At 37.3% G+C, this 20,655-nt stretch carries 18 protein-coding genes and 2 tRNA genes; 12 read left to right on the top strand and 8 right to left on the bottom strand.

Going from position 1 to position 20,655, the window contains the following annotated elements:
- Positions 1-150 precede the first annotated feature (150 nt).
- From I9192_RS05555 to I9192_RS05575, 5 genes are all read left to right on the top strand, one after another.
- A complete protein-coding gene (locus I9192_RS05555; protein ID WP_005030677.1) occupies positions 151-1,554 on the top strand; it encodes an amino acid permease in 1,404 nt (467 codons plus the stop codon).
- Positions 1,555-1,700: 146 nt separating this feature from the next.
- Positions 1,701-1,931: a hypothetical protein gene (locus I9192_RS05560; RefSeq protein ID WP_005030674.1), complete on the top strand. Its 231-nt coding sequence runs from the start codon at positions 1,701-1,703 to the stop codon at positions 1,929-1,931.
- Between the two features lie 33 nt (positions 1,932-1,964).
- Positions 1,965-3,209, top strand: a complete 1,245-nt coding sequence (gene lysA / locus I9192_RS05565) for a diaminopimelate decarboxylase (protein WP_005030672.1) — start codon at positions 1,965-1,967, stop codon at positions 3,207-3,209.
- 13 nt (positions 3,210-3,222) lie between these two features.
- A complete protein-coding gene (gene dapF / locus I9192_RS05570) occupies positions 3,223-4,065 on the top strand; it encodes a diaminopimelate epimerase (RefSeq protein WP_005030669.1) in 843 nt (280 codons plus the stop codon).
- 131 nt (positions 4,066-4,196) lie between these two features.
- A complete protein-coding gene (locus I9192_RS05575; RefSeq protein WP_200150175.1) occupies positions 4,197-4,625 on the top strand; it encodes a DUF7832 domain-containing protein in 429 nt (142 codons plus the stop codon).
- Positions 4,626-4,830: 205 nt separating this feature from the next.
- Here the strand turns inward: I9192_RS05575 and I9192_RS05580 are convergent, their stop codons facing one another.
- The 3 genes from I9192_RS05580 to I9192_RS05590 all read right to left on the bottom strand — a co-directional run bounded on the left by I9192_RS05580 (position 4,831) and on the right by I9192_RS05590 (position 8,607).
- The gene (locus I9192_RS05580; protein WP_005030664.1) at positions 4,831-5,208 is read right to left on the bottom strand and encodes a VOC family protein; all 378 of its coding nucleotides are present in this window, start codon (positions 5,206-5,208) and stop codon (positions 4,831-4,833) included.
- A 237-nt stretch (positions 5,209-5,445) separates the two neighbouring features.
- Positions 5,446-7,875 carry an endopeptidase La gene (gene lon / locus I9192_RS05585; RefSeq protein WP_005030661.1) on the bottom strand — a complete coding sequence of 810 codons (2,430 nt, stop codon included), beginning with the start codon at positions 7,873-7,875 and terminating at the stop codon, positions 5,446-5,448.
- A 135-nt stretch (positions 7,876-8,010) separates the two neighbouring features.
- Entirely contained in the window at positions 8,011-8,607 is a 597-nt protein-coding gene (locus I9192_RS05590; RefSeq protein ID WP_100884675.1) for a 5-formyltetrahydrofolate cyclo-ligase, read from the bottom strand.
- A 419-nt stretch (positions 8,608-9,026) separates the two neighbouring features.
- Here I9192_RS05590 and I9192_RS05595 point away from each other — a divergent pair, with 419 nt between their 5' ends.
- From I9192_RS05595 to I9192_RS05615, 5 genes are all read left to right on the top strand, one after another.
- The gene (locus I9192_RS05595; protein ID WP_370469247.1) at positions 9,027-10,250 is read left to right on the top strand and encodes a putative solute-binding protein; all 1,224 of its coding nucleotides are present in this window, start codon (positions 9,027-9,029) and stop codon (positions 10,248-10,250) included.
- A gap of 509 nt (positions 10,251-10,759) precedes the next feature.
- Positions 10,760-11,293, top strand: a complete 534-nt coding sequence (locus I9192_RS05600; protein ID WP_005030652.1) for a PAAR domain-containing protein — start codon at positions 10,760-10,762, stop codon at positions 11,291-11,293.
- A gap of 11 nt (positions 11,294-11,304) precedes the next feature.
- A complete protein-coding gene (locus I9192_RS05605) occupies positions 11,305-12,318 on the top strand; it encodes a nuclease (RefSeq protein WP_200150177.1) in 1,014 nt (337 codons plus the stop codon).
- A 20-nt stretch (positions 12,319-12,338) separates the two neighbouring features.
- Complete coding sequence (locus tag I9192_RS05610; protein ID WP_199935284.1) at positions 12,339-13,634, top strand: type VI immunity family protein; 1,296 nt, start codon at positions 12,339-12,341, stop codon at positions 13,632-13,634.
- A 533-nt stretch (positions 13,635-14,167) separates the two neighbouring features.
- A complete protein-coding gene (locus tag I9192_RS05615) occupies positions 14,168-15,292 on the top strand; it encodes a DNA cytosine methyltransferase (RefSeq protein ID WP_200150178.1) in 1,125 nt (374 codons plus the stop codon).
- On the opposite strand, the gene I9192_RS05620 is transcribed toward I9192_RS05615, so the two are convergent.
- Entirely contained in the window at positions 15,262-16,146 is an 885-nt protein-coding gene (locus I9192_RS05620) for a hypothetical protein (RefSeq protein ID WP_200150179.1), read from the bottom strand. The two genes, I9192_RS05615 and I9192_RS05620, sit on opposite strands and share 31 nt — an antisense overlap.
- On the opposite strand from I9192_RS05620, the gene I9192_RS05625 reads away from it, so the two are divergent.
- Positions 16,132-17,340 carry an IS256-like element ISAbe10 family transposase gene (locus tag I9192_RS05625; protein WP_100886046.1) on the top strand — a complete coding sequence of 403 codons (1,209 nt, stop codon included), beginning with the start codon at positions 16,132-16,134 and terminating at the stop codon, positions 17,338-17,340. The two genes, I9192_RS05620 and I9192_RS05625, sit on opposite strands and share 15 nt — an antisense overlap.
- Before the next feature lie 7 nt (positions 17,341-17,347).
- Here the strand turns inward: I9192_RS05625 and I9192_RS05630 are convergent, their stop codons facing one another.
- Positions 17,348-18,475, bottom strand: a complete 1,128-nt coding sequence (locus I9192_RS05630) for an ATP-binding protein (RefSeq protein WP_200150180.1) — start codon at positions 18,473-18,475, stop codon at positions 17,348-17,350.
- Positions 18,476-18,635: 160 nt separating this feature from the next.
- Here I9192_RS05630 and I9192_RS05635 point away from each other — a divergent pair, with 160 nt between their 5' ends.
- Entirely contained in the window at positions 18,636-19,232 is a 597-nt protein-coding gene (locus I9192_RS05635; protein WP_200150181.1) for a YiiX family permuted papain-like enzyme, read from the top strand.
- A gap of 114 nt (positions 19,233-19,346) precedes the next feature.
- Here the strand turns inward: I9192_RS05635 and I9192_RS05640 are convergent.
- The 3 genes from I9192_RS05640 to I9192_RS05650 all read right to left on the bottom strand — a co-directional run bounded on the left by I9192_RS05640 (position 19,347) and on the right by I9192_RS05650 (position 20,573).
- Positions 19,347-19,422: transfer RNA gene (locus I9192_RS05640), tRNA-Glu, on the bottom strand.
- Between the two features lie 42 nt (positions 19,423-19,464).
- Positions 19,465-19,540 (bottom strand) — tRNA-Glu (locus I9192_RS05645).
- 148 nt (positions 19,541-19,688) lie between these two features.
- On the bottom strand, positions 19,689-20,573 hold the full coding sequence (locus I9192_RS05650) for a lipase family protein (RefSeq protein ID WP_200150182.1): 885 nt from the start codon (positions 20,571-20,573) through the stop codon (positions 19,689-19,691).
- Between the last annotated feature and the right edge of the window lie 82 nt (positions 20,574-20,655).

The raw sequence follows: 20,655 nt of genomic DNA on the forward strand, positions 1-20,655 counted from the left end.
ATAAGAAAGGTAAGGAATAGTCTATTGACTATTTAATAAGCTAAAAGATGGAAAATCCTAGATAATTAGGCGTATCTATTGAAAAAGGCTTTTTTATTTTTTTTGTTTTAAGCTACTTTTGTAAAACAAATCTGAGAGAAGAATATAACAATGTCAAATGAAAACCTCAGTTCTTCTGCGGAAACAGGTGAACTATCTAGAAGTTTATCAAATCGCCATCTTCAATTAATTGCAATTGGTGGTGCGATTGGGACAGGATTATTCATGGGGTCAGGGAAGACAATTAGTCTTGCAGGACCTTCAATATTATTTATCTACATGATCATTGGTTTGATGGTGTTTTTCGTCATGCGTGCGCTGGGGGAATTGCTACTATCAAACTTGCAATACAAGTCATTTATCGACTTTTCAACAGATTTAATCGGTCCTTGGGCAGGTTATTTTGTAGGATGGACGTATTGGTTGTGTTGGATCACCATCGGTATCGCAGATTTATCTGCCATTATCTACTATTTACAGTTCTTTAATAACGGCGTGGCATTTACACCAACCGAAGGCGCGATGATCAGTGTTGCTGCCATTTTCTTTATTATGGGATTGAACCTCGTTACTGTAAAACTGTTTGGTGAACTCGAATTCTGGTTTGCGTTGATTAAGATTATTGCCATCGTGGTACTGATTTTAGTTGGACTCTGGATGATTTTTACGGGCTTTACTTCAGCTGCTACAGGTCAAGTCGCATCCTTTACTCATTTATGGGATCACGGAGGCATGTTCCCTAAAGGGTTTGAAGGCTTTTTAGCGGGTTTCCAGATTGCAATTTTTGCCTTTGTTGGGGTAGAGCTTGTAGGAACGACAGCTGCTGAAACTAAAGATCCTGAAAAGAATTTACCTAAAGCAGTCAACTCGATTCCAATTCGTATTATTTTCTTCTACGTCTTGGCTTTGGTTATCGTCATGTCCGTGACACCTTGGGATCAAATTGACCCTAAAGTCAGCCCATTTGTAAACTTATTTAGTCAAGCGGGTATTGCTGCAGCAGCGATCATCATGAACTTGGTGGTACTGTCATCAGTTATGTCTTCAATGAATAGTGGTGTGTTTTCAACCAGTCGTATGTTGTTTGGACTTTCTCGTGAAGATCAAGGTCCGAAAGCATTTGGTTTGCTCAATCGCCGTGCTGTTCCAGCCAACGCTTTATATTTCTCTGGCGTGTGTTTGCTGGGGGGTGCTGCATTACAGTATTTCGTACCAAATACAGTTGAAGCGTTCACTTTAGCAACGACACTTTCAACGATTTTATTCATTCTCGTATGGATTATTATCCTGTGGAGTTACTTGGTATATTACAAAACACGTCCAGAACTTCATGCAAAATCCGTATTTAAATTGCCGGGTGGACCTCTGACTTGCTATGTGGTGATTATTTTCTTCATTGGAACAATTGGTATCCTCGCTTTAGAGCCAGATACTTTGAAATCATTGATGGTCAGCCCAATTTGGTTAATTATCCTTGCGATTGGCTATTTCTGTTTTTATAAGAAAAAACAGTAATTAGCTATTTCAAAGATACTCATAAGAAAACGCCAGTAATGTACTGGCGTTTTTTTTATTCTCATTTTAAGCTTGAGCGCCTGTTATTTTGGTCTATATTTTAGAATCAAGGTATACTGACAAAAATTTTGGAAATAGGTGAGCAGATGCGTTTAGCAATTTGTAGCATCGGTTTAGTTTTAAGTGGTGCCGTTTTAGTAGGCTGTGGTCAATCTGGTAATTTACAGTTAGCCAATAGCCCTGATTATGACAAGCGTGCCAAATACTTGTTGTATTCAAATAATGACAGTAAATCTGTTCAGACTGAGAAAAAAGCAGTGGATCAGGCTGTTCCCGCAGATCAGTCTGTCCCAGCATCACAAGTGACTTCAAATTAAACCTATTTAAACTTTCATTGAAAGGATACATTCATGAGTTTTTCCCGCATTGATGGGGTATTGCATGCAGAGCAATGTTCTTTAGATCAGCTTGCTATGCAATATGGCACACCACTTTATGTCTATTCAAAAGCGACATTTGAAAAGCATTATTTAGATATGGATAAAGCCTTTAGCTTTATCGATCATCAAATTTGTTTTGCGGTGAAGTCTAACTCTAATCTTGCAGTATTGAATGTATTGGCAAAACTGGGTTGTGGTTTTGATATTGTCACAGGTGGTGAACTTGCACGGGTACTTGCGGCAGGTGGTGATCCATCAAAAATCGTGTTTTCTGGTCTAGGCAAACAAGAAGAAGATATACAAAAAGCGTTGGAAGTGGGTATTGCATGTTTCAACGTGGAATCACATGCTGAACTTGATCGTATTCAAAATGTTGCGGCACGTTTAGGTCAAAAAGCACCTATTTCTCTACGAGTCAATCCAGATGTTGATGCCAAAACCCATCCTTATATTTCAACAGGGTTGAAAGAAAATAAATTTGGTATTCCTTCTGATGTGGTTTTTGAAACCTATCAATATGCAGCGTCTTTGCCAAATTTAGATGTGGTTGGAATTGATTGTCACATTGGTTCGCAATTGACTGAAACTCAGCCTTTTGTGGATGCGCTTGATCGTATTATGATGATGATCGAACAGCTTAAAACGCTCGGCATTCATTTACAGCATATCGATATCGGTGGCGGTTTAGGCGTGACTTATAAAGATGAAACGCCACCAAGCGTTGTTGAATATGCTGAGTCTATGCGTCCAGCTTTAGAAAAACTGGGTTTAAAAGTATATATGGAACCGGGGCGGAGTATTTCAGCAAATGCTGGCGTTTTACTGACTAAAGTTGATTTGCTTAAACCAACTCAGCACCGTAACTTTGCAATTATCGATGCAGCTATGAATGATTTAATTCGCCCATCCCTGTATGAGGCTTGGATGGATATTCAGCCAGTTAAGTCACGCACTGATGTTGAAAACAAAACTTGGGATATTGTCGGCGCTATTTGTGAAACAGGTGATTTCTTAGGTAAAGCACGTGAACTTGCGCTTAAAGAAAATGATCATCTTGCTGTTTTGGGTGCTGGTGCATACGGTTTTGTTATGAGTTCAAACTATAACAGTCGTGGTCGTGCTGCAGAAGTGATGGTGGATGGTGAGCAATCTCATGTGATTCGTAAACGAGAAAGTATTGAATCACTTTGGGAAAATGAACGTTTGTTGCCTTAAGGAGTAATTTTAGATGTTATTAGAATTTACCAAAATGCATGGTCTGGGCAATGACTTCATGGTGGTTGATTTGATTAGCCAACGTGCCTTTTTTGATGCAATGACGATCCGTCGTTTGGCTGATCGTCATTTTGGCATTGGTTTTGATCAACTTCTCATAGTTGAACCACCAGATTTTCCCAATGTAGACTTTAAATATCGTATTTTTAATGCAGATGGTTCTGAAGTAGAGCAGTGCGGTAATGGGGTGCGTTGCTTTGCTCGTTTTGTTTACGAGCGTCAATTGACCAATAAGAAGCGCTTTAAAGTGCAGACCAGTGCAGGCATTGTCGAACCTGAGTTGGGTGAAAATGGTTGGGTTCGCGTCAATATGGGCTATCCGAAATTTTTACCGCAAGAGATTCCATTTATTGCTGAAGAGCCAGATGCTTTGTATGACATCGCTTTGGCAGATAATCAGTCACTGACCATTGATGTGGTCAATATGGGTAATCCGCATGCAGTGACCATCGTTACTGATGTTTTAACTGCAGATGTTGCGCATATTGGTCCACAAGTAGAGTCTCATGAACGTTTTCCACAACGGGTCAATGCAGGTTTTATGCAAATTGTAGATGAGAAACATGCGCGCTTACGTGTCTTTGAACGTGGTGTAGGTGAAACCATGGCATGTGGGACAGGTGCATGTGCAGCAGCTGTGTCAGGTATGCGTCGTGGTTTGCTTGCCAACAATGTGGAAATTGAATTGGCAGGCGGTAAATTGCAAATTGAATGGAAAGAAGGTGATGTGTGGATGACCGGTCCAACGGCTACTGTTTACGAAGGTCGTTTGGATTTACGCTATTTTCAAAGTTAAGCATATACCTTTAGCCCTGAATTGATGTCAGGGCTTTTTAAATTTGGTCAGCAGGTTTTCATCAATAACTACAGCGCTGATATTTATTAAAATTCAAAGCAAATAATCACAATCAAATAGGAAAATAAACCATGGCAATAGACCGGATAGATTGGCATGCTGAATCCGCTGAACAAGCTGGATATCCCTACAAAAATGGTGGAACGCATATCGGCATGTATTTGGCATGGATAATCAATCATTATTTAGAAGGTGAGTTTCATCAAGAAGAAAGTGAAACTGAATTAGAACAAGTGCGTACTCGTCAAATGACTGGATTACAGTTTTTGACAGATATGTGTGATGAAAAATTCTGGGAAGAAGATTTGAATGAAGAAGGCTTTGAATTTACGCAAGTTTATTATGAAAGTCATCAATATTTTAAAGATTATGATGAAACCTTGGTTTATTCAAAAGGCTTAACAGAAACTTATGCAGTAGAAGACACTTGGGAAAACTATGATTTAATTGCTGCAGTAATCAGTCAGAAATATCAGCAATGGAAGCAAAACCGCCCATAAGTTTGCTAAAAGTGATCCATAAAAAAACACAGTCCGAAATGGGTAGGACTGTGTTTTAATGTTGATTCGTCTGGAGATCAAATCAACATTAAGCAACCACACTACAGCACGCATATTTGCTTAATGTATATATGAGGATGATTGGTTGTTTTTCAACCAATATAAGTGTAAATTCTAAAAGTTTCAATGTTCTAAAACTATTCAGTTAATTCATTGAATGAATTCCAAATATATTACCTTCGGTATCTACAGCTAAAACGATATGTCCATGCGGTCCGATTGACATTTTTGTTTGATGAATTTGTCCTCCCGCAGCTTCAACACGAGCTTCTTCGATCGCACAGTCTTCACTACTGAAATAGATAATCGTACTGTTTCCACCTGCACTCACACCTTGCATTTTTACCAAGGTTCCAGTGGAGCCATACTGGTTCATGTCGGATGGAAAAGCCCACATTTGGGTATTTGCATCAGTCGGGTCGCTCAATAAACTGAGTTCTGTTCCCAATACAGTTTGATAAAATAATTTGGCTCGTTCCATATCATCAACATAGATTTCAAACCAACAGACTGGATTTGGCATGATGGTGTCCTTTTGTTTTACTGTTATATGTATTAGACCATTCGTTGGCAGTTTGCTTGAGTAGATAAACTCTAGCTCAGCCAGCAAATATTATTTTTAGACTTTATTGTGATTAGCTTATGACAAACTTGAATGTTGTACAGCTGTATTTTGTAAGCAGGTTTGTTTTTTATTCACAGCCATAAAAAAAGAGAATGCCGAAGCATTCTCTTTTCTGAATTGTTGAACATCATTATATTAATGACGCGCAGCTTTTTTGCCTTCATCTACCGCTTTCACGATTGGTGCTTTGACCAATGGTGTTGGTTGTTCAACCAAAGCAAGTGGAAGGATCTCATCGATACTTTTCACTGCTTTAATCTCTAAACCATCTTTCACGTTTTGAGGAATTTCAGCCAAGTCACGTACGTTTTCTTGTGGGATAAACACAAGTTTAACACCACCACGATGTGCCGCTAAAAGTTTCTCTTTTAAGCCACCAATACGCATTGCACGACCGCCTAAGCTGGTTTCACCCGTCATGGCAATATCAGGACGAATTGCAATACCTGTAAATGCTGAAACCAACGCAGTTGTTAAAGCTAAACCTGCTGAAGGACCATCTTTCGGTGTTGCACCTTCAGGCAAGTGAACGTGTACGTCAGTTTCTTCAAAACGAGAAGCTTCAATACCTAATTCATCTGCACGTGTACGAACCACAGTCATTGCAGCTGTAATCGACTCTTTCATCACATCACCGAGTGAACCCGTCGTAATGAATTTACCTTTACCTTTGACGGCTGCAACCTCAATGGTTAACAACTCACCGCCAACAGAAGTCCAAGCCAAGCCATTTACACGACCAACTTGAGCTTCTTCTTCAGCCATGCCGTAATCAAACTTATGCACACCTAAATATTCAGGTAAGTTTTCAGCAGTGACATCGATATGCAAGTTCTTGGCTTTCTTGCTTACAGACTCTTTCACCACTTTACGCGCAATTTTTGAAACTTCACGCTCTAGGCTACGCACCCCAGCTTCACGTGTATAACGACGCACGATGTCTCGAATCGCTTCTTCATGAACAGTCAATTCTTTAGGACGTAATCCATTGTTCTTAATCGCTTTAGGAACAAGATAACGATCCGCAATATTGACTTTTTCGTCTTCGGTATAGCCCGGTAAACGAATCACTTCCATACGGTCTAATAACGCCTCAGGAATATTCATGCTGTTGGCAGTACAGATGAACATCACTTCTGACAAATCTAAGTCAAGATCTAGATAATGATCATTAAATTTGCTGTTCTGTGATGGATCAAGTACTTCAAGTAATGCAGATGCTGGATCACCACGATAATCCTGTGCCATTTTGTCAATCTCATCGAGTAAGAACAATGGGTTCTTAACACCGACTTTGGTTAAAGACTGCACAATTTTACCTGGCATCGCACCGATATAAGTACGACGATGACCACGAATTTCTGCTTCATCACGGACGCCACCAAGTGCCATACGAACGAATTCACGTCCGGTTGCTTTAGCAATGGATTCACCAAGAGAGGTTTTACCCACACCTGGAGGTCCGACTAAGCATAGGATTGGACCACGAAGTTTTTTCACGCGTGACTGAACAGCAAGGTATTCAACAATACGTTCTTTGACTTCATCTAAACCGTAGTGGTCTGTGTCCAAGATTTCCTGAGCTTTTGCCAAGTTAATGCTAACTTTGCTGGCTTTATTCCAAGGCGTATCTAAAATTGCCTCGATATAATTACGTACCACAGCAGCTTCGCTCGACGCAGGTTGCATCGCTTTGAGTTTACGGAACTCATTTTCAGCTTTTTTACGTACATGTTCAGGTAAATCAGCTTCAGCTAAACGTTTTTCAATTTCAGCAACATCATCTTCCGCACCGCCATTCATGTCGGAAAGTTCACGTTGAATGACCTTCATCTTTTCATTGAGGAAGTATTCACGTTGGTTTTTTTCCATTTGACGTTTTACAGAGTCATGCAAAGTTTGTTCAATCTGTTGTTCTTCAGACTGTTGTAACAAATAAGTCATGAGTTCTTGTAAATGTGCCTCAAACTCATCGTGTTCTAAGAATTTTTGTTTGACATCAATATTCAAAGGTACACGTGTTGCAACAAAGAATAATAGTTGCAGTAAATCGTCAATTTTGTTGGCTGCTGCAATCAACTCACGTGCATTACGTAATTTTGCTTCTGCATACTGTGAAAACAGTGCACGTAATTCATCCACACGTGTTGTTTGGGTAGCGTTGTCTATCGATACAGTCATTGGACTTAACGCATGTTCTGCCGATAAATATTCATCATTGTCGATGATCTCAACCAGCTTAGAACGGTGTAAACCTTCAATGAGCACTTTGATGCAGTTTTCATCATTTTCATGGTTTACAACTTGTACAATCTTAGCGACAGTACCATATTGATATAGGTTGTCGTGATCAATTTCTTCTGTAAGCGAATCTTTTTGCGCAACTACAAATACTAAATTGTCACTGTTACGAGCCACATCAACTGCATTGATCGATTTTTCACGACCCACAAATAGCGCAATTTGCATGTGTGGATAAACCACCACGTCACGCAACGCTAACAGCGGTAATACACTTGGAACCTGTGGCTCTAAGTTTTCTTGATTCATAATAATTTCAGACATGGGCACTCCTAATGAGTGACAACGGTGTTGCCATGTTTTTTATAGTGATGTGTATTTCAAAAATTACAAGGGCTTTACTTAATAAAAAAGTTAAAAAAACGCAAGTATTTGATTTACAAATAAGCCTAAAGGAATTTATTGACCTATCTGACGTTTGAAATAGTAAGTTTTTGTTGGCGTAATCAAGCTATCAAGGGATTGATCCCACGAATTTCTTGCTAATTCAGTATGTAGAAACTGAAAATCATGTGCTAAACCTAGTCGATGAGGCTGTTGAAAAGCGGAAGCAAGCGTTCGATCATAAAAACCACCTCCCATGCCCATACGTGTTCCTTTTATATCACAAGCCAATAATGGCATGATCACAACATCTAGTGTCGAAACATGCTTTCCACGGCTTGCCATGGGTTCTAACATGCCTAAACGATGTAATGAAAAGCGTTTATTTTGATATTGCTGGTAGGAAATTTTGACCCAAACCAAGTGATTATTCATATTACAGATCATGGGTAAATAAACTTTTTTACCTTGAGCAAAGCAATATTCAATGAGACGTTTGGTTTTTACTTCTCCAAAAGCATCTAAATACAGTCCAATTTTCTGCGCGTTTAAAAATTTCGGATGCTTTAAACATTGCTTTAAGCAACGCAACTCGATCATTTTTTGTTGCTGTGAATTCAACTTGCGTCGTTGCTGACTGATGATTTTGCGCAGTTGTGAATTTTGATTCATGCTGTCAAGTTTAACTCCAAACTGTAAACAGTATACAACGAATTGAATCACAACAGGATTGAGAAAATTACAGTTTCGATTGATCTGAGATTAAAAGATTGTCGCATTTTTTGTTTAAAATCGATGTTGCTGATTATGACAAACGCTAGATGAGTAGATATTTTAACTCCTATCAAGTTTTTCGATAAATGGACAAATCGTTCTAATCCTGTTAATTATCTGATAAACATCAACTTAAAATAGTCATTTGGACAGAGATCAATAAACTATCTTTTTTGACAAATGTTGGATTTTGCACAGTCAATTGAAAAGTTTCAGCCTTCTATTAAGCTGAATAAGAATTCACGTGAGTGATGATGGATCAACAAGAATATAAATAGGACAAAGTGATGCAAGATAATCTGAATACACATCGTAGAATGCTGTCACGACCATGGGCTAAGGCAACTATATTTGCATTGACCAGTAGTTTGTCTGTGCTGTCTTATGCTACGCCACCTGTAGCACCTAAATTAAATCTGGAACTTTCAGCACATTCAAAAAATAAAATTAAAACCTTGATGAATGATCCTAAAGTTTGGCAACAAATCCCTAAAACTGTCACGCTCTGTGTATTTTCACCAGATGGAGCGAATAGTGAGGCTTTTGAACAAGCCACTAGTTATATCAGTGAACTGCCACGAATCACCCAAATCGCCAAAGAATTTGGTGTGGATATGAAGATCACACGCCCAACCAAATTGTCGATGCATATTGACTTAAATTATCCAAAACTCAAGAAAACAGCTTCCACAGATATTAATTTACGTGTCTATACCGATGAACGTGTATTAACTGAAGATTTTAGAAGTAAACGCTGTGATGGTGCAGGCATCAGTAATATTCGAGCGAGACAATTTAATCCTTTCGTCGGCAGTATTGATGCAATTGGTGCTGTGCAAAATTACAAGCAATTGACCACCGTGATTCAGTTACTTGCGCGACCTGAGTATGATGCAAAAATGGTCAATCGTGATTATGAGGTCGTCGGAATCGTGCCTTTGGGTGCTGCGTACATCATGGTCAATGACCGTCGTATTGATACTTTATCTAAGGCGGCAGGTAAAAAAGTTGCAGTCATGAACTTTGATGGAACGCAGAAAAAACTTGTACAAAATGTGGGTGCACAACCTGTTTCAGTGGATTTATTAACAGTGGGGGGCAAGTTTAATAATAAAGAAGTTGATATTATGGCTGGTCCTGCATTGTTGTTTAAGCCTTTAGAGTTAAAAAAGGGCATGACTGATAAAAATGGGAATGTGGTCGGCGGTATTATCAAGTTTCCGCTCATTCAAGTGACAGGAACATTGATCATGCATCGTAATAAATTCCCTGCTGGAATGGGACCAATTGCACGAGAAATGATTTCCAAGCAACTCAGCCCAGCGTTTGAGTTTGTTGATAAAATCGAAAGAGAAGTCCCTGACAAATATTGGTTTGATATCCGTGAAGCTGACAAGCCTGGCTATATCAAGATTATGCGTGAAGCACGTATTCAGATGACCAAAGAAGGCTATTATGATCCTGCAATGATGAAAATTTTGAAAAAAGTCCGTTGTGGACAAATACCAAGTAGTTTTGAATGCGCATTGAATGATGAATAGAACAGTGAGCATCATCTATACATAGAGATAAAACCAGTGTTATAGACTAAAAAAGGCAAAATAAGTATTTATTTTGCCTTTTTTAATACTTAATCAAAGAGGGGTGAACGATGTTGCAGTGATATGGACTTTACCATTGAGTGGGAGGAGTATCTATCATCTGCTCATCTAAGGATTTTTGCGAGTTTTTATTCTGAGCTAAATTAATTTCTGATTTTTTCAACATAAAGGAGGGTAGTGTTTAAGTAATTTATTTAAGTTCTCAATCTCAGATGGTGCTGTGTAATTTTTATCTTACAAATTAAATTTTATAGAAAGTTAAACACTTCCAAAAATCAAAGATGAATGAAAACAATTATAAGTAAAAAAATGATTCTGTCATCTTACAGAAAAATTATAGATTTTTTATCTATGAAAATTTTTTAGATTACAGCTTTGTAATTTGATATACAATGTTTTTATGTTAAATAATTATCATTATCGATTAAAAATAAGAAAAGGTTATAATTTTGACAACACATTATTTTATTTGTCTTGGAGACCGTACTTCTGGTGGCGGTGTAGTGGTTGAGGGTAATGTCAGGCATATTATTTTAGGACGCCCCGCTGCTTCGGTTGGTATGAAAGTGCTATGTTGTAATCGACCACAAAAAATTATGAATGGTTGGTCATGCTTTAACGATCATGGAAAATTAATTGCGTACCACGGTTGCCTATTAAGTTGTGGTCATCGACTTATTGCCAGTCAAAACTTAAGTGGTTGGTCAGATGATCAGGATGATTCAACATTACCAGAACAAATCATCTCTAAACCACAGCGGTATCACGAGTTTTTTACACTTAAAGATGATGATGGTCAGCCAGTTGAAGGACAGAAATATCGCCTAAGTGCTGAAGATGGTTCAGTGCTTGAGGGATATACCAACGCGAAAGGACAAACGGAGTACCTTTGGACACATGAAAAGCTTCCTGTAAATTTAGAAATCGTTGATGATGAAGAGGAAGCACAATTTGATCATTATCATATAACTGACCAAGAATAAGGAAAATAAAAATGTCAGGACGTCATACAACTGGTTCAGGCTCTACCAGTCCCAATAAAACCAAACCATCAGTCACCAAGCCCAGTACCAAAGGTACAGAGATCAAGTTAGAAACAGGAACAAACAAGACCTATTTATGTGCTCATATTTGTGCAGCAAGCAAAGCTCCTAAAATTGGGGCAATTGGTCAAAAGCTTTATCAACAGACAGTCACCAAAGCCATCAAGGCAGAAGCAGATTTAAATTTTGGTGTTTGGGCGTACTTAGCCGAAGTGGGCTATGATATGACACGTAAAGTACCAATGCCATTAATGAGTGAAGATCCTGCACGGATGCATCGCCCTTCAACATTTCCATTGGGTGCGGCAAAAAAACAAATTGAAAACTTAAGCAAAGGTGATTTTCGGATTCCTGATGTTACGGTTTTAACCATTAAGGCGGCTGAAATCATAGAAATGCGAATGTCAGGAACGATTGAATGGGATAGATTTGAACCCAAAAGAGAAAATATAGAACGTTTGGTTGAAATTAAATTTGGTCAGGATGATTGGAGGGATGGGCAGTATAAAGCCTATGAACGAATTGCACCTAGGCGAGTCCGTGAAGTATCGGATAAAGATTGTAGTTGTAGTACCCGAAAACCACCCAGTGGTGGAACCAAAATTCCAGTTTATCCACCGATTAAAAATCCAACCCCTTATAAAAATGCCACTTTTCGTCCTGCCAATACGGGTTTAACAGCAAAAAAAGGTATACCCAGTATGTTGGGTGCTTTAGGTAAGCTGATTGCACCTCCATCACCTGAAGTGAGATTTTATCGAAAATATGTACCTTTACAAGAATATAAAAGTCTGATGGTTCCGATTACCGCCAGCGTAGGGATTGGAGGTGCATTTATCTGTGGCACTGTAATCTTGGCAGGCGCAGCAGGAACGGCTGTAGCAACAGCAGGTGCAATCGGTACAACAGAAGCTGTGGGTGGTGGAGTATTGATTACAGGTTTTGCAACTTTGGCGCATTCATAATATTGGAAAATAACACAATGATTATTCAATCGGAACAAGATTTAGAACCTTATTTAAAAGATTTTCAATGGTCTGAACATAAAAAAGGTCAGCCATCTTTATTTATAGTCGGTGCTGAGTTTCAAGCACATTTTTTATATTTTGCAGGGCATAGTCCTGAAAAGCGTGAAGCCCTCATCGAATGTATCGAAGCATACAATCAGCATTATGCAGAATATTTTACTTGGGGCTCTTATGTCAATGAAAACGGTGATGGTCGCTATTACGATATAGCTGAGTTGCCTAGTATCCAAGCAGCGGTGGCTAAACATCCTCATCCTGATGACCAAATTGAATGGCGTTGTGCGTCAGGAGAACGCGATGAAGCACCAGAATATATGATTTATGCTTTTACCAATCGAGGTTGGGAAGGGCGTAATCAAGAATGCTCAACATTGACTTTTCGTGTACCCAATAAACTCATTTTTGATATCGAACAAAAAAAGATATTAATGTCTTTGATTCAAATGTGTATCGATAAATTGGGTGTATATCATGCGGTTGCTGGTTTTCAGAGTGCTTTGCCTTATAAGCCGATTGGAGTTGGAGATTACTCGCTAGCACAAGGCGAACGTTTTTGGGGGATTTATCAAGGTGCAAGCATTAGAGAAAGCAACCATGTTACTAATGGAATCAAAAGTATTGATTGGTTGACTTATTTGAGCAATACCTTGGTGCAACGCATTTCTGAAGTTAAAACTTTTCCAAAATATTGTGAGTTTTTCAATCTTAAACCACAGCAACAACAAGAAGGCTTTTTATTTCAACTGGAAGACTTTCCACAATTATTACCAAGTGATCAACCTGTTTTAGAAAGCTACTATAATCTGAATAAAGCTTTACGTCCGTTAAGAAATGGAGCCTATTGGTCAATTAGTTATGATGTAGGTAATCATTATCAAGTGTTAGATGTTGATGAAAGTCGTAAATGGATTCGGCGTTTAGATGCACCTGATATTTTTCCTGACCGTGGACATTATCAAGAACGAAAACCCCTTAAAAATAATATTTATTTAGAGTCCGGGCGATCCTGTGAAATTGATGGTATTTATCGTTATGAAGAACAGATTGGTTTAGATGGACAACCTGAATATGTTGGCTATGCTGATCGTAGTGATTATAAGCCAAATAATTTAGATGATTTTCGTCAGCAAGTTGTATTGCTTAAAGGTGATATTGCACCACGTTTTTTAGAATGCTATGAACATATGGTTTTAAAAGAAGCGAAGAAAATCAAATGGCGTTTGGTGAGTGAAATTGTACGAGTCAAAGAATGATTATATAAAGTTAGATATTAAAGGTCTAAATGTATGTGAATTAGATGTAATAATTATTAAGTGAGGTTTGTGTGATACTCCAGATGAAGCGGGGTGTGGTTGGGTAGGAAAGGCAACGATTTGAAGCTAACAACGTTAAATATTTTGAATTTGGTGATAAAATAAGCAATCACATTAAACAAGCTATGGCTATTTATAAAAACATAGGAAAGAGGAAAGAACCCCATATTTTTTAGCATGATCCTAGCCAAAGTAATGGACACACTGTCCCTCTGAAGATAATGTAACGTTAACTTTGGCTAGTATCAGCACACTGACATGGATATTGGAAAGGTTCAAAAAAGATCGTAATCAAGGGTTTGTTTATAAATGGATATCCCAGTAATTGTTAACTCAGAAATATGCGATGATAATCTGTTAGATTGATGACGTAAGGATTCTCTAAATTTACTTTTTGTTGAAGAAAATAAAAATAACGATCGTGTTTTTATAGAATTAGAGCTATCATCTGCTTTAGAAAAAATGGGGCATGTATGAATTTTAATATTATTGATCTTTTCTCTGGTGTAGGAGGATTGAGTTTAGGTGCAGCTAGAGCAGGTTTTAATGTTTTAGGCGCTGTAGAAATTGATAAGCATGCAATTTCAACGCATGCTGAGAATTTTCCAAACACTAAACATTTTCAAGAGGATATCGGTGCTCTAGATGCAAAGAATTTGCTAAAAAAATTAGATATTACTAAAGTGGATGTACATGGAATAATTGGGGGACCTCCTTGCCAAGGATTCAGCACTATAGGAAAAAGAAATCTAGAAGATCCTAGAAATTTATTATTCTCAGATTTCTTTAGACTAGTGGCAGATATTGAACCAGACTTTTTCTTAGCAGAAAATGTTACAGGTATTTTGAATGAAAAATACAACAACATTCGGTCAGATGCTCTCTCCATAGTGTCTAAAAAATATAATCTTTTAGAGCCAATGAAAGTTAAAGCTTCTGATTTTGGAGCTCCTACCATAAGAACAAGAATTTTCTTTATTGGTTTTCATAAAAAGAAAGTTAGAAAGGAAATCTTATTAAATATTAATGAATGTTCAGAAGTTACAGTAGAAGAAGCTCTTAAAGGCTTACCACAGTCAATAAATCCAGAATGGTTAAAAGAAGATGATGCATGGCAACCAATCAATAAAAATGAATTTCCAAATACTGCCTTTTATCAGAAAGTAACAGGAGAGATCCCGAAAGGTGTAGGGAATTCATTGTTAGTAAAAAAATATTTAGAACAAAACCTAGTTTCTGGGTGTCATGGTACAAGGCATACGAAAGAAGTTATTGAACGTTTTTCTGCTCTTAAATATGGCCAGCAAGATTCAGTTTCTAAGTCAGTAAGATTAAATCCTAAAGGCTATTGCCCAACATTAAGAGCTGGTACTGGTAGTGAGAAAGGAAGTTTTCAAGCAGTAAGACCAATTCACTTTAAAGAAGATAGAGTTATTACTCCAAGAGAAGCAGCGCGATTACAAGGTTTTCCAGATTGGTTTGTATTCCATAAAACCAAATGGCATAGTTTTAGGCAAATTGGAAATAGTGTTAGCCCAATTGTTGCTGAAAGCGTTCTTAAAGCAATTTATTCTATTTTATCATCAGATAATGTATGAAAACATTTAATTAAAAAAGGTTGTATTGCTAACCAAAAGCTTTGAATACTTTCCTTATCCCACATTAGATCGGGTGAGTGTACCGTATTCTGTAAATAGCGAATATTTCTGTTGGTTCTTTCTTGCCTATTTTCGTTACATAAGGCATAAATCGAGTCAATATTTCTCGTATCTATGCCTTCTAATAAATTTTTCTCTCTCATGTTATCCAAACATTTCTTAACTTGTTGCCCTAAACTATCCTTATCTATTTTTAATGATTTTCCAGTTGTTCTAGCATAATATTTACAACTAAGTTCTATGAAGCATCTAATTAGAAAAATAGCTGCAAGAGGAAATCCTTTATCACTATTTAGCTTAATTCTAGATAATTCATTTAGAACAGAGCATAACTTACTTTCGGTTTTAGGAATGTTGAAAGGTGTTTTCCCATTAAATTCACCAAAGAGATACTCATTACCTAATGTATGACTCGGTGAAGTATAATTTTGTTCAAATAGTAAGAACTCTGTGAAATTATTATTTTCATCAGAATCATTTATCAGTTGTATAGTGGTAATGGATTCACTTTGAACTTGGGGAGAGATGTTATTATTGTTTGGCTGTAAAGGAACAGGAGTATTTAATACAAAATGATTTTGATAATGATTAGGTATAATATGACTTTGATTTTCGTGAAAATATGACGCTGCGTTTGTATTAGGTGCAGTTAGTTCAATATCGCCATAATCTAATGATATTTGAGATGTTTGTTGTACTATTTCTCGAGCCTGTAAATAAAACTGTGTAAATGTCCAAATCTTAGTACCCTGTAATAGGGATAGATGGAGACATCCACAATGGATCACAGTCAATTGATGGCACTGGCAAAAGAATTTGCCAAAAACCTAAAAACAGATTCTGACCTGAATGAATTCAGTAAAGCTCTAAAGAAACTTACCGTTGAAACAGCCCTAAATGCAGAACTCACTGAGCATTTAGGGCATGAGCGTCACCAGCCTAGTGCCAAAGGCAATGCACGTAATGGCTACAGTAAGAAGCAACTACTAACGGGTGATGGTGAGTTTGAGCTGAATACCCCACGTGATCGTGATGGTACATTTGAACCACAATTAGTGAAGAAACACCAAACCAGAATCACCAGCATGGATAGCCAAATCCTATCGCTGTATGCCAAAGGCATGACCACCCGTGAAATCGTCAGTACATTCAAAGAACTATACGATGCAGATGTATCTCCTAGTTTGATTTCCAAGGTGACAGATGCGGTTAAAGAGCAAGTGATTGAGTGGCAGAATCGCCCACTCGATAACATTTACCCCATCGTGTACCTTGATTGCATTGTGGTGAAGGTCAGACAGGACAACAGCGTTATTAACAAAGCTGTCTTTCTAGCATTGGGTGTTAACCTCGAGGGTCACAAAGAACTGCTAGGTATGTGGATCGCCGAGAATGAAGGTGCCAAATTCTGGCTGTCCGTTCTAACAGAACTAAAGAATCGTGGTGTACAAGACATTCTGATTGCCTGTGTAGATGGTTTGAAAGGCTTTCCTGATGCGATTACTACCGTCTACCCACAAACACGCATTCAACTATGTATTATCCACATGGTACGCAACAGTTTGAAATATGTGAGTTGGAAGGACTATAAAGCCGTCACCAGTGACTTGAAGCGTATTTATCAAGCTGTTACTGAAGAGTCTGCCTTGCAGGCATTAGAAGTCTTTGCGAGCACATGGGATGATAAATACCCGCAGATTAGCAAATCTTGGTACGGGCACTGGCAGAACCTAAATACCTTGTTTGCTTATCCAGCAGATATTCGTAAAGCGATTTACACCACCAATGCAATTGAATCACTAAATAGTGTGATTCGGCAGGCAATCAAGAAGCGTAAGCTCTTTCCAACCGATGACTCGGTCAGAAAGGTAATCTATTTGGCAATTGAAGCTGCATCAAAAAAGTGGAATATGCCAATTCGGGATTGGCGTGCTGCTATGAGTCGGTTTATGATCGAATTTGAAGGTCGTTTAGACGCTTTCATTTAAGAGACATTTACACAGAAGTTTTTACAGGCTCTATTTCTCTTATAGGTGAAATGTTTTGATCATAAAAAAACATTTGCCCATTTTTAACTTTGCCAGTATGTGATCTCCATTGTTCTGAAAAATCTTTCATGAACTTTAAAGCTTCTTTATAAGTTTCATTATTCAAATCAAGATTTGATTTACTGGTACTCCAAGGTAGTCTAGAACCTTCACCAATAAAATGTACTATTCCAATAAACCCATTGTGCTGAGCATGTACTTGAGTATGCCAACCTGTATCAGATGACCAATCATATAACTTAATTGCTCGTCCATTACAGAAGACAAACCAGCCACAATTCTTTGGTTTAATTAGATTCTTTTTTCCATTTGTTTGTTCATATGTGAATAAAAAATCCTTATGCTGCCCAAACTCAATATTAACATGGACTTGGTTTTCTTCAAATTTAGTCTCAATTTTTTTAAAACCACATTTATTATTAATTGATATCTCAATTTTAGGAATAACTTCATTGTTAATTAATATTTTTAAATCTCTATTTATAAAAAAAGAATATCTTTCAGAAATGCTTTTTCTAAAATTTTTAACCCATAATTTTGAATTTAGAGTATTTTTTATATCAGAATTAAGGTTTTTAATTGTTATTTTTGTACCATCATTATTGACTTTTTCTCCAACTTTATTAATCGGTAAGTTCCAATAATCTTCTTCTTCAATAAATTTTATAGCATCAAATGTCAAGGTGTAGCTAATTTTATTTTTGGTTGTTATTATCTCACTAAGCTTTCCTAGCTTTAATAAGGCTCTATTTAAACCAATTCCAAAATAACCGATGCTCGTATTTAGATGTTTGTGTAATGATCCAAATTTTAAGGCATTGCTTCTTAGTGTTTCTAAATCAATACCAATGCCATTATCCTGAATACTAAAAAAGTTTGAATTGAAATTTATCTCAATCTCGTAATTTTTATAACTTTTAGGTAAGAAGTAATCATTATTTTTTTTGTATGCATCTATTGAGTTGTCAATAAGATCAAATATAGCATCCTCTAGTGTTACATCTTTGGTTATACCATCAACTAAATATTTCTTACTTGGTCTTGTATCAGCGTAAAATAATTGATCTTCTTTCATTGAAATTTAAAACCTGAGTTTAGCTGTAGATACTAGTAATTTCATGCTATTTGCATTATTTAATATCTAATAATAACATGAGATTCTAAAAAACTAGTAATTTTAGATTGTTTTGCGAGCAAAATATGATTTTCTATTACTCTAACTATATTTAGAAAATATGCACTTAAATCGATTAAAATTTTTGTGGTTATTGATCTTGCTTTATCCCAGTTTTGGTTATACCACAACATATCAAACAGGGGATGTGATCTTTCATACCTCTAAATCAGCTCAAAGTCTTGTAATTCAGCAAGCTACACATTCACCATACAGCCATATGGGGATGATTGTACTAAAAAATGGACAGACTTGGGTTTTGGAAGCGATTCAGCCTGTAAAGTATACACCACTCCAACAATGGATTAACCGTGGGGTAAATCAAAGTTATAGCGTCAAGCGTTATCGAACTCAACTTACGGTTGCGCAACAACAAAAACTAGTTCAGCAAGCAGAAACTTATTTAAACAAACCCTATGATGTTTATTTTGAGTGGTCAGACAATGCAATCTATTGTTCAGAGCTGGTCTGGAAAGCGTATAAAAAAGCTTTAGCAATAGAACTAGCACCATTGGACAAGCTATCCAGCTTTGATCTTAGTCATCCACGTGTTAAAGCCTTGATGAAACAAAGATATGGTCAACATATTCCATTGAATGAAATGGTAATTGCACCCAGTACACTTTTTAATTCAAAGCAATTGATTGATGTACGATAACATTGGAATGCTGGCAAAAATAAAGAGATATAAAAAGTCAGACAATAAAAAACCTGAGTCATGATGCTCAGGTTTTTTATGAGATGTTTTATTGCAAAAAAACAATCTTGAATATGGCGACCCTACGGGGATTCGAACCCCGGTTACCGCCGTGAAAGGGCGATGTCCTAGGCCTCTAGACGATAGGGTCAATAAATTGAGGCAGACCTTGAAACAAAAACCATAAAATTAATGGCGACCCTACGGGGATTCGAACCCCGGTTACCGCCGTGAAAGGGCGATGTCCTAGGCCTCTAGACGATAGGGTCGTTTCAGAGGTGGGCGTATATTAGGGCGAATACAGAGATGTGTCAAACCTTTTTCTACAATAAAAGCGAAAACTTGATTTATATGTATAAAAACAAAGCAATAACACAAAAATCATGAAAAGTATCCATGAAATCGAGCCAAATGGCTTTAAAGGGTTTCTACAATGTTTTTAATCACAGCAGGATGCTGCAAATAGCCTGCAATCTGGTGCGGGGAATGGATAAATGTTGAAATAGATGTATTTAAAATGGCGGGTTGAAAGTCAAAAGGCGCATTGACCAGAGGAAAAGCCGTGAGGAAATCATCAGGAGAGTAAAAATTATGCCAATCTCCATTTAAGCAAGTAGGACTTTGGATTGGCGGTGTAAGTTTGGACTGAATGACTTTAAATGCTAAGGGAGAGCCTAAAGTAATGAAGCGTTGGATTTTATACTGAGGTGGTAGTTGTTGCAAAAGGTTATACGCAATGACGGTACCTAAGGAATGCGCAACGATAACATGGCTTTGATCTGCTTCTAAACTTGCTAAAATCCTTTGGTGAACTTCATCCATGAATTGAGGATTGGCTAAGTATAAATACGTTTCGATCAAAAACTTATGGATCAGACTTTCATGCAGTTTAGGAAAGTTATTTAAAATGACAGAAAATTCTTTAAGTGCTTTGTCTTTGAATAACTGAGAAGCTAAATACAGCCGTTTTGACAGTTTTAGCTCATGCTCAGGCATAAAGTAAGGCAAGATTGGAATGGTTGGCGCTGTATTTAAAACTGTCGATGGCGCAGTTGCGCTATGTTTGTGCAAATGAAAATTAACCCATGACTTAGGTAAGAAAGCATCTAGATCAAAGCGATTGCTGAGTTGATGCTTAGTGATCAAATCACCATAAAAGGGCAGGCTGATATCAAGTTCTGTGGCTGAAATAGCAAGTTTAAGTTCGTTGATACCCTGTTGAAAAATATCAAGCCAATGTTGTTTCAAATTATCAGCATTATAATTTTGTTGATTCATGCCATGAATAAAAATAATTTTCATTGCTGTTGTGATCAAACATAAGATTTATAAATTTAATTTACGAGCTTAAACCTTTTTTGACTATGACCAAATGTACAAAAAG

It is taken from the genome of Acinetobacter bereziniae (assembly GCF_016576965.1).
GTDB classification, from domain to species: Bacteria; Pseudomonadota; Gammaproteobacteria; order Pseudomonadales; family Moraxellaceae; genus Acinetobacter; species Acinetobacter bereziniae.

Coding starts and splice junctions, on each gene's coding strand:
- I9192_RS05605 (WP_200150177.1), top strand. CDS start 11,305: ATGTCAGGACGTCATACAACTGGTTCAGGCTCTACCAGTCCCAATAAA.
- lysA (WP_005030672.1), top strand. CDS start 1,965: ATGAGTTTTTCCCGCATTGATGGGGTATTGCATGCAGAGCAATGTTCT.
- I9192_RS05615 (WP_200150178.1), top strand. CDS start 14,168: ATGAATTTTAATATTATTGATCTTTTCTCTGGTGTAGGAGGATTGAGT.
- I9192_RS05555 (WP_005030677.1), top strand. CDS start 151: ATGTCAAATGAAAACCTCAGTTCTTCTGCGGAAACAGGTGAACTATCT.
- I9192_RS05560 (WP_005030674.1), top strand. CDS start 1,701: ATGCGTTTAGCAATTTGTAGCATCGGTTTAGTTTTAAGTGGTGCCGTT.
- lon (WP_005030661.1), bottom strand. CDS start 7,875: ATGTCTGAAATTATTATGAATCAAGAAAACTTAGAGCCACAGGTTCCA.
- I9192_RS05590 (WP_100884675.1), bottom strand. CDS start 8,607: ATGAATCAAAATTCACAACTGCGCAAAATCATCAGTCAGCAACGACGC.
- I9192_RS05650 (WP_200150182.1), bottom strand. CDS start 20,573: ATGAAAATTATTTTTATTCATGGCATGAATCAACAAAATTATAATGCT.
- I9192_RS05580 (WP_005030664.1), bottom strand. CDS start 5,208: ATGCCAAATCCAGTCTGTTGGTTTGAAATCTATGTTGATGATATGGAA.
- I9192_RS05595 (WP_370469247.1), top strand. CDS start 9,027: ATGCTGTCACGACCATGGGCTAAGGCAACTATATTTGCATTGACCAGT.
- I9192_RS05630 (WP_200150180.1), bottom strand. CDS start 18,475: ATGAAAGAAGATCAATTATTTTACGCTGATACAAGACCAAGTAAGAAA.
- dapF (WP_005030669.1), top strand. CDS start 3,223: ATGTTATTAGAATTTACCAAAATGCATGGTCTGGGCAATGACTTCATG.
- I9192_RS05635 (WP_200150181.1), top strand. CDS start 18,636: ATGCACTTAAATCGATTAAAATTTTTGTGGTTATTGATCTTGCTTTAT.
- I9192_RS05625 (WP_100886046.1), top strand. CDS start 16,132: ATGGATCACAGTCAATTGATGGCACTGGCAAAAGAATTTGCCAAAAAC.
- I9192_RS05575 (WP_200150175.1), top strand. CDS start 4,197: ATGGCAATAGACCGGATAGATTGGCATGCTGAATCCGCTGAACAAGCT.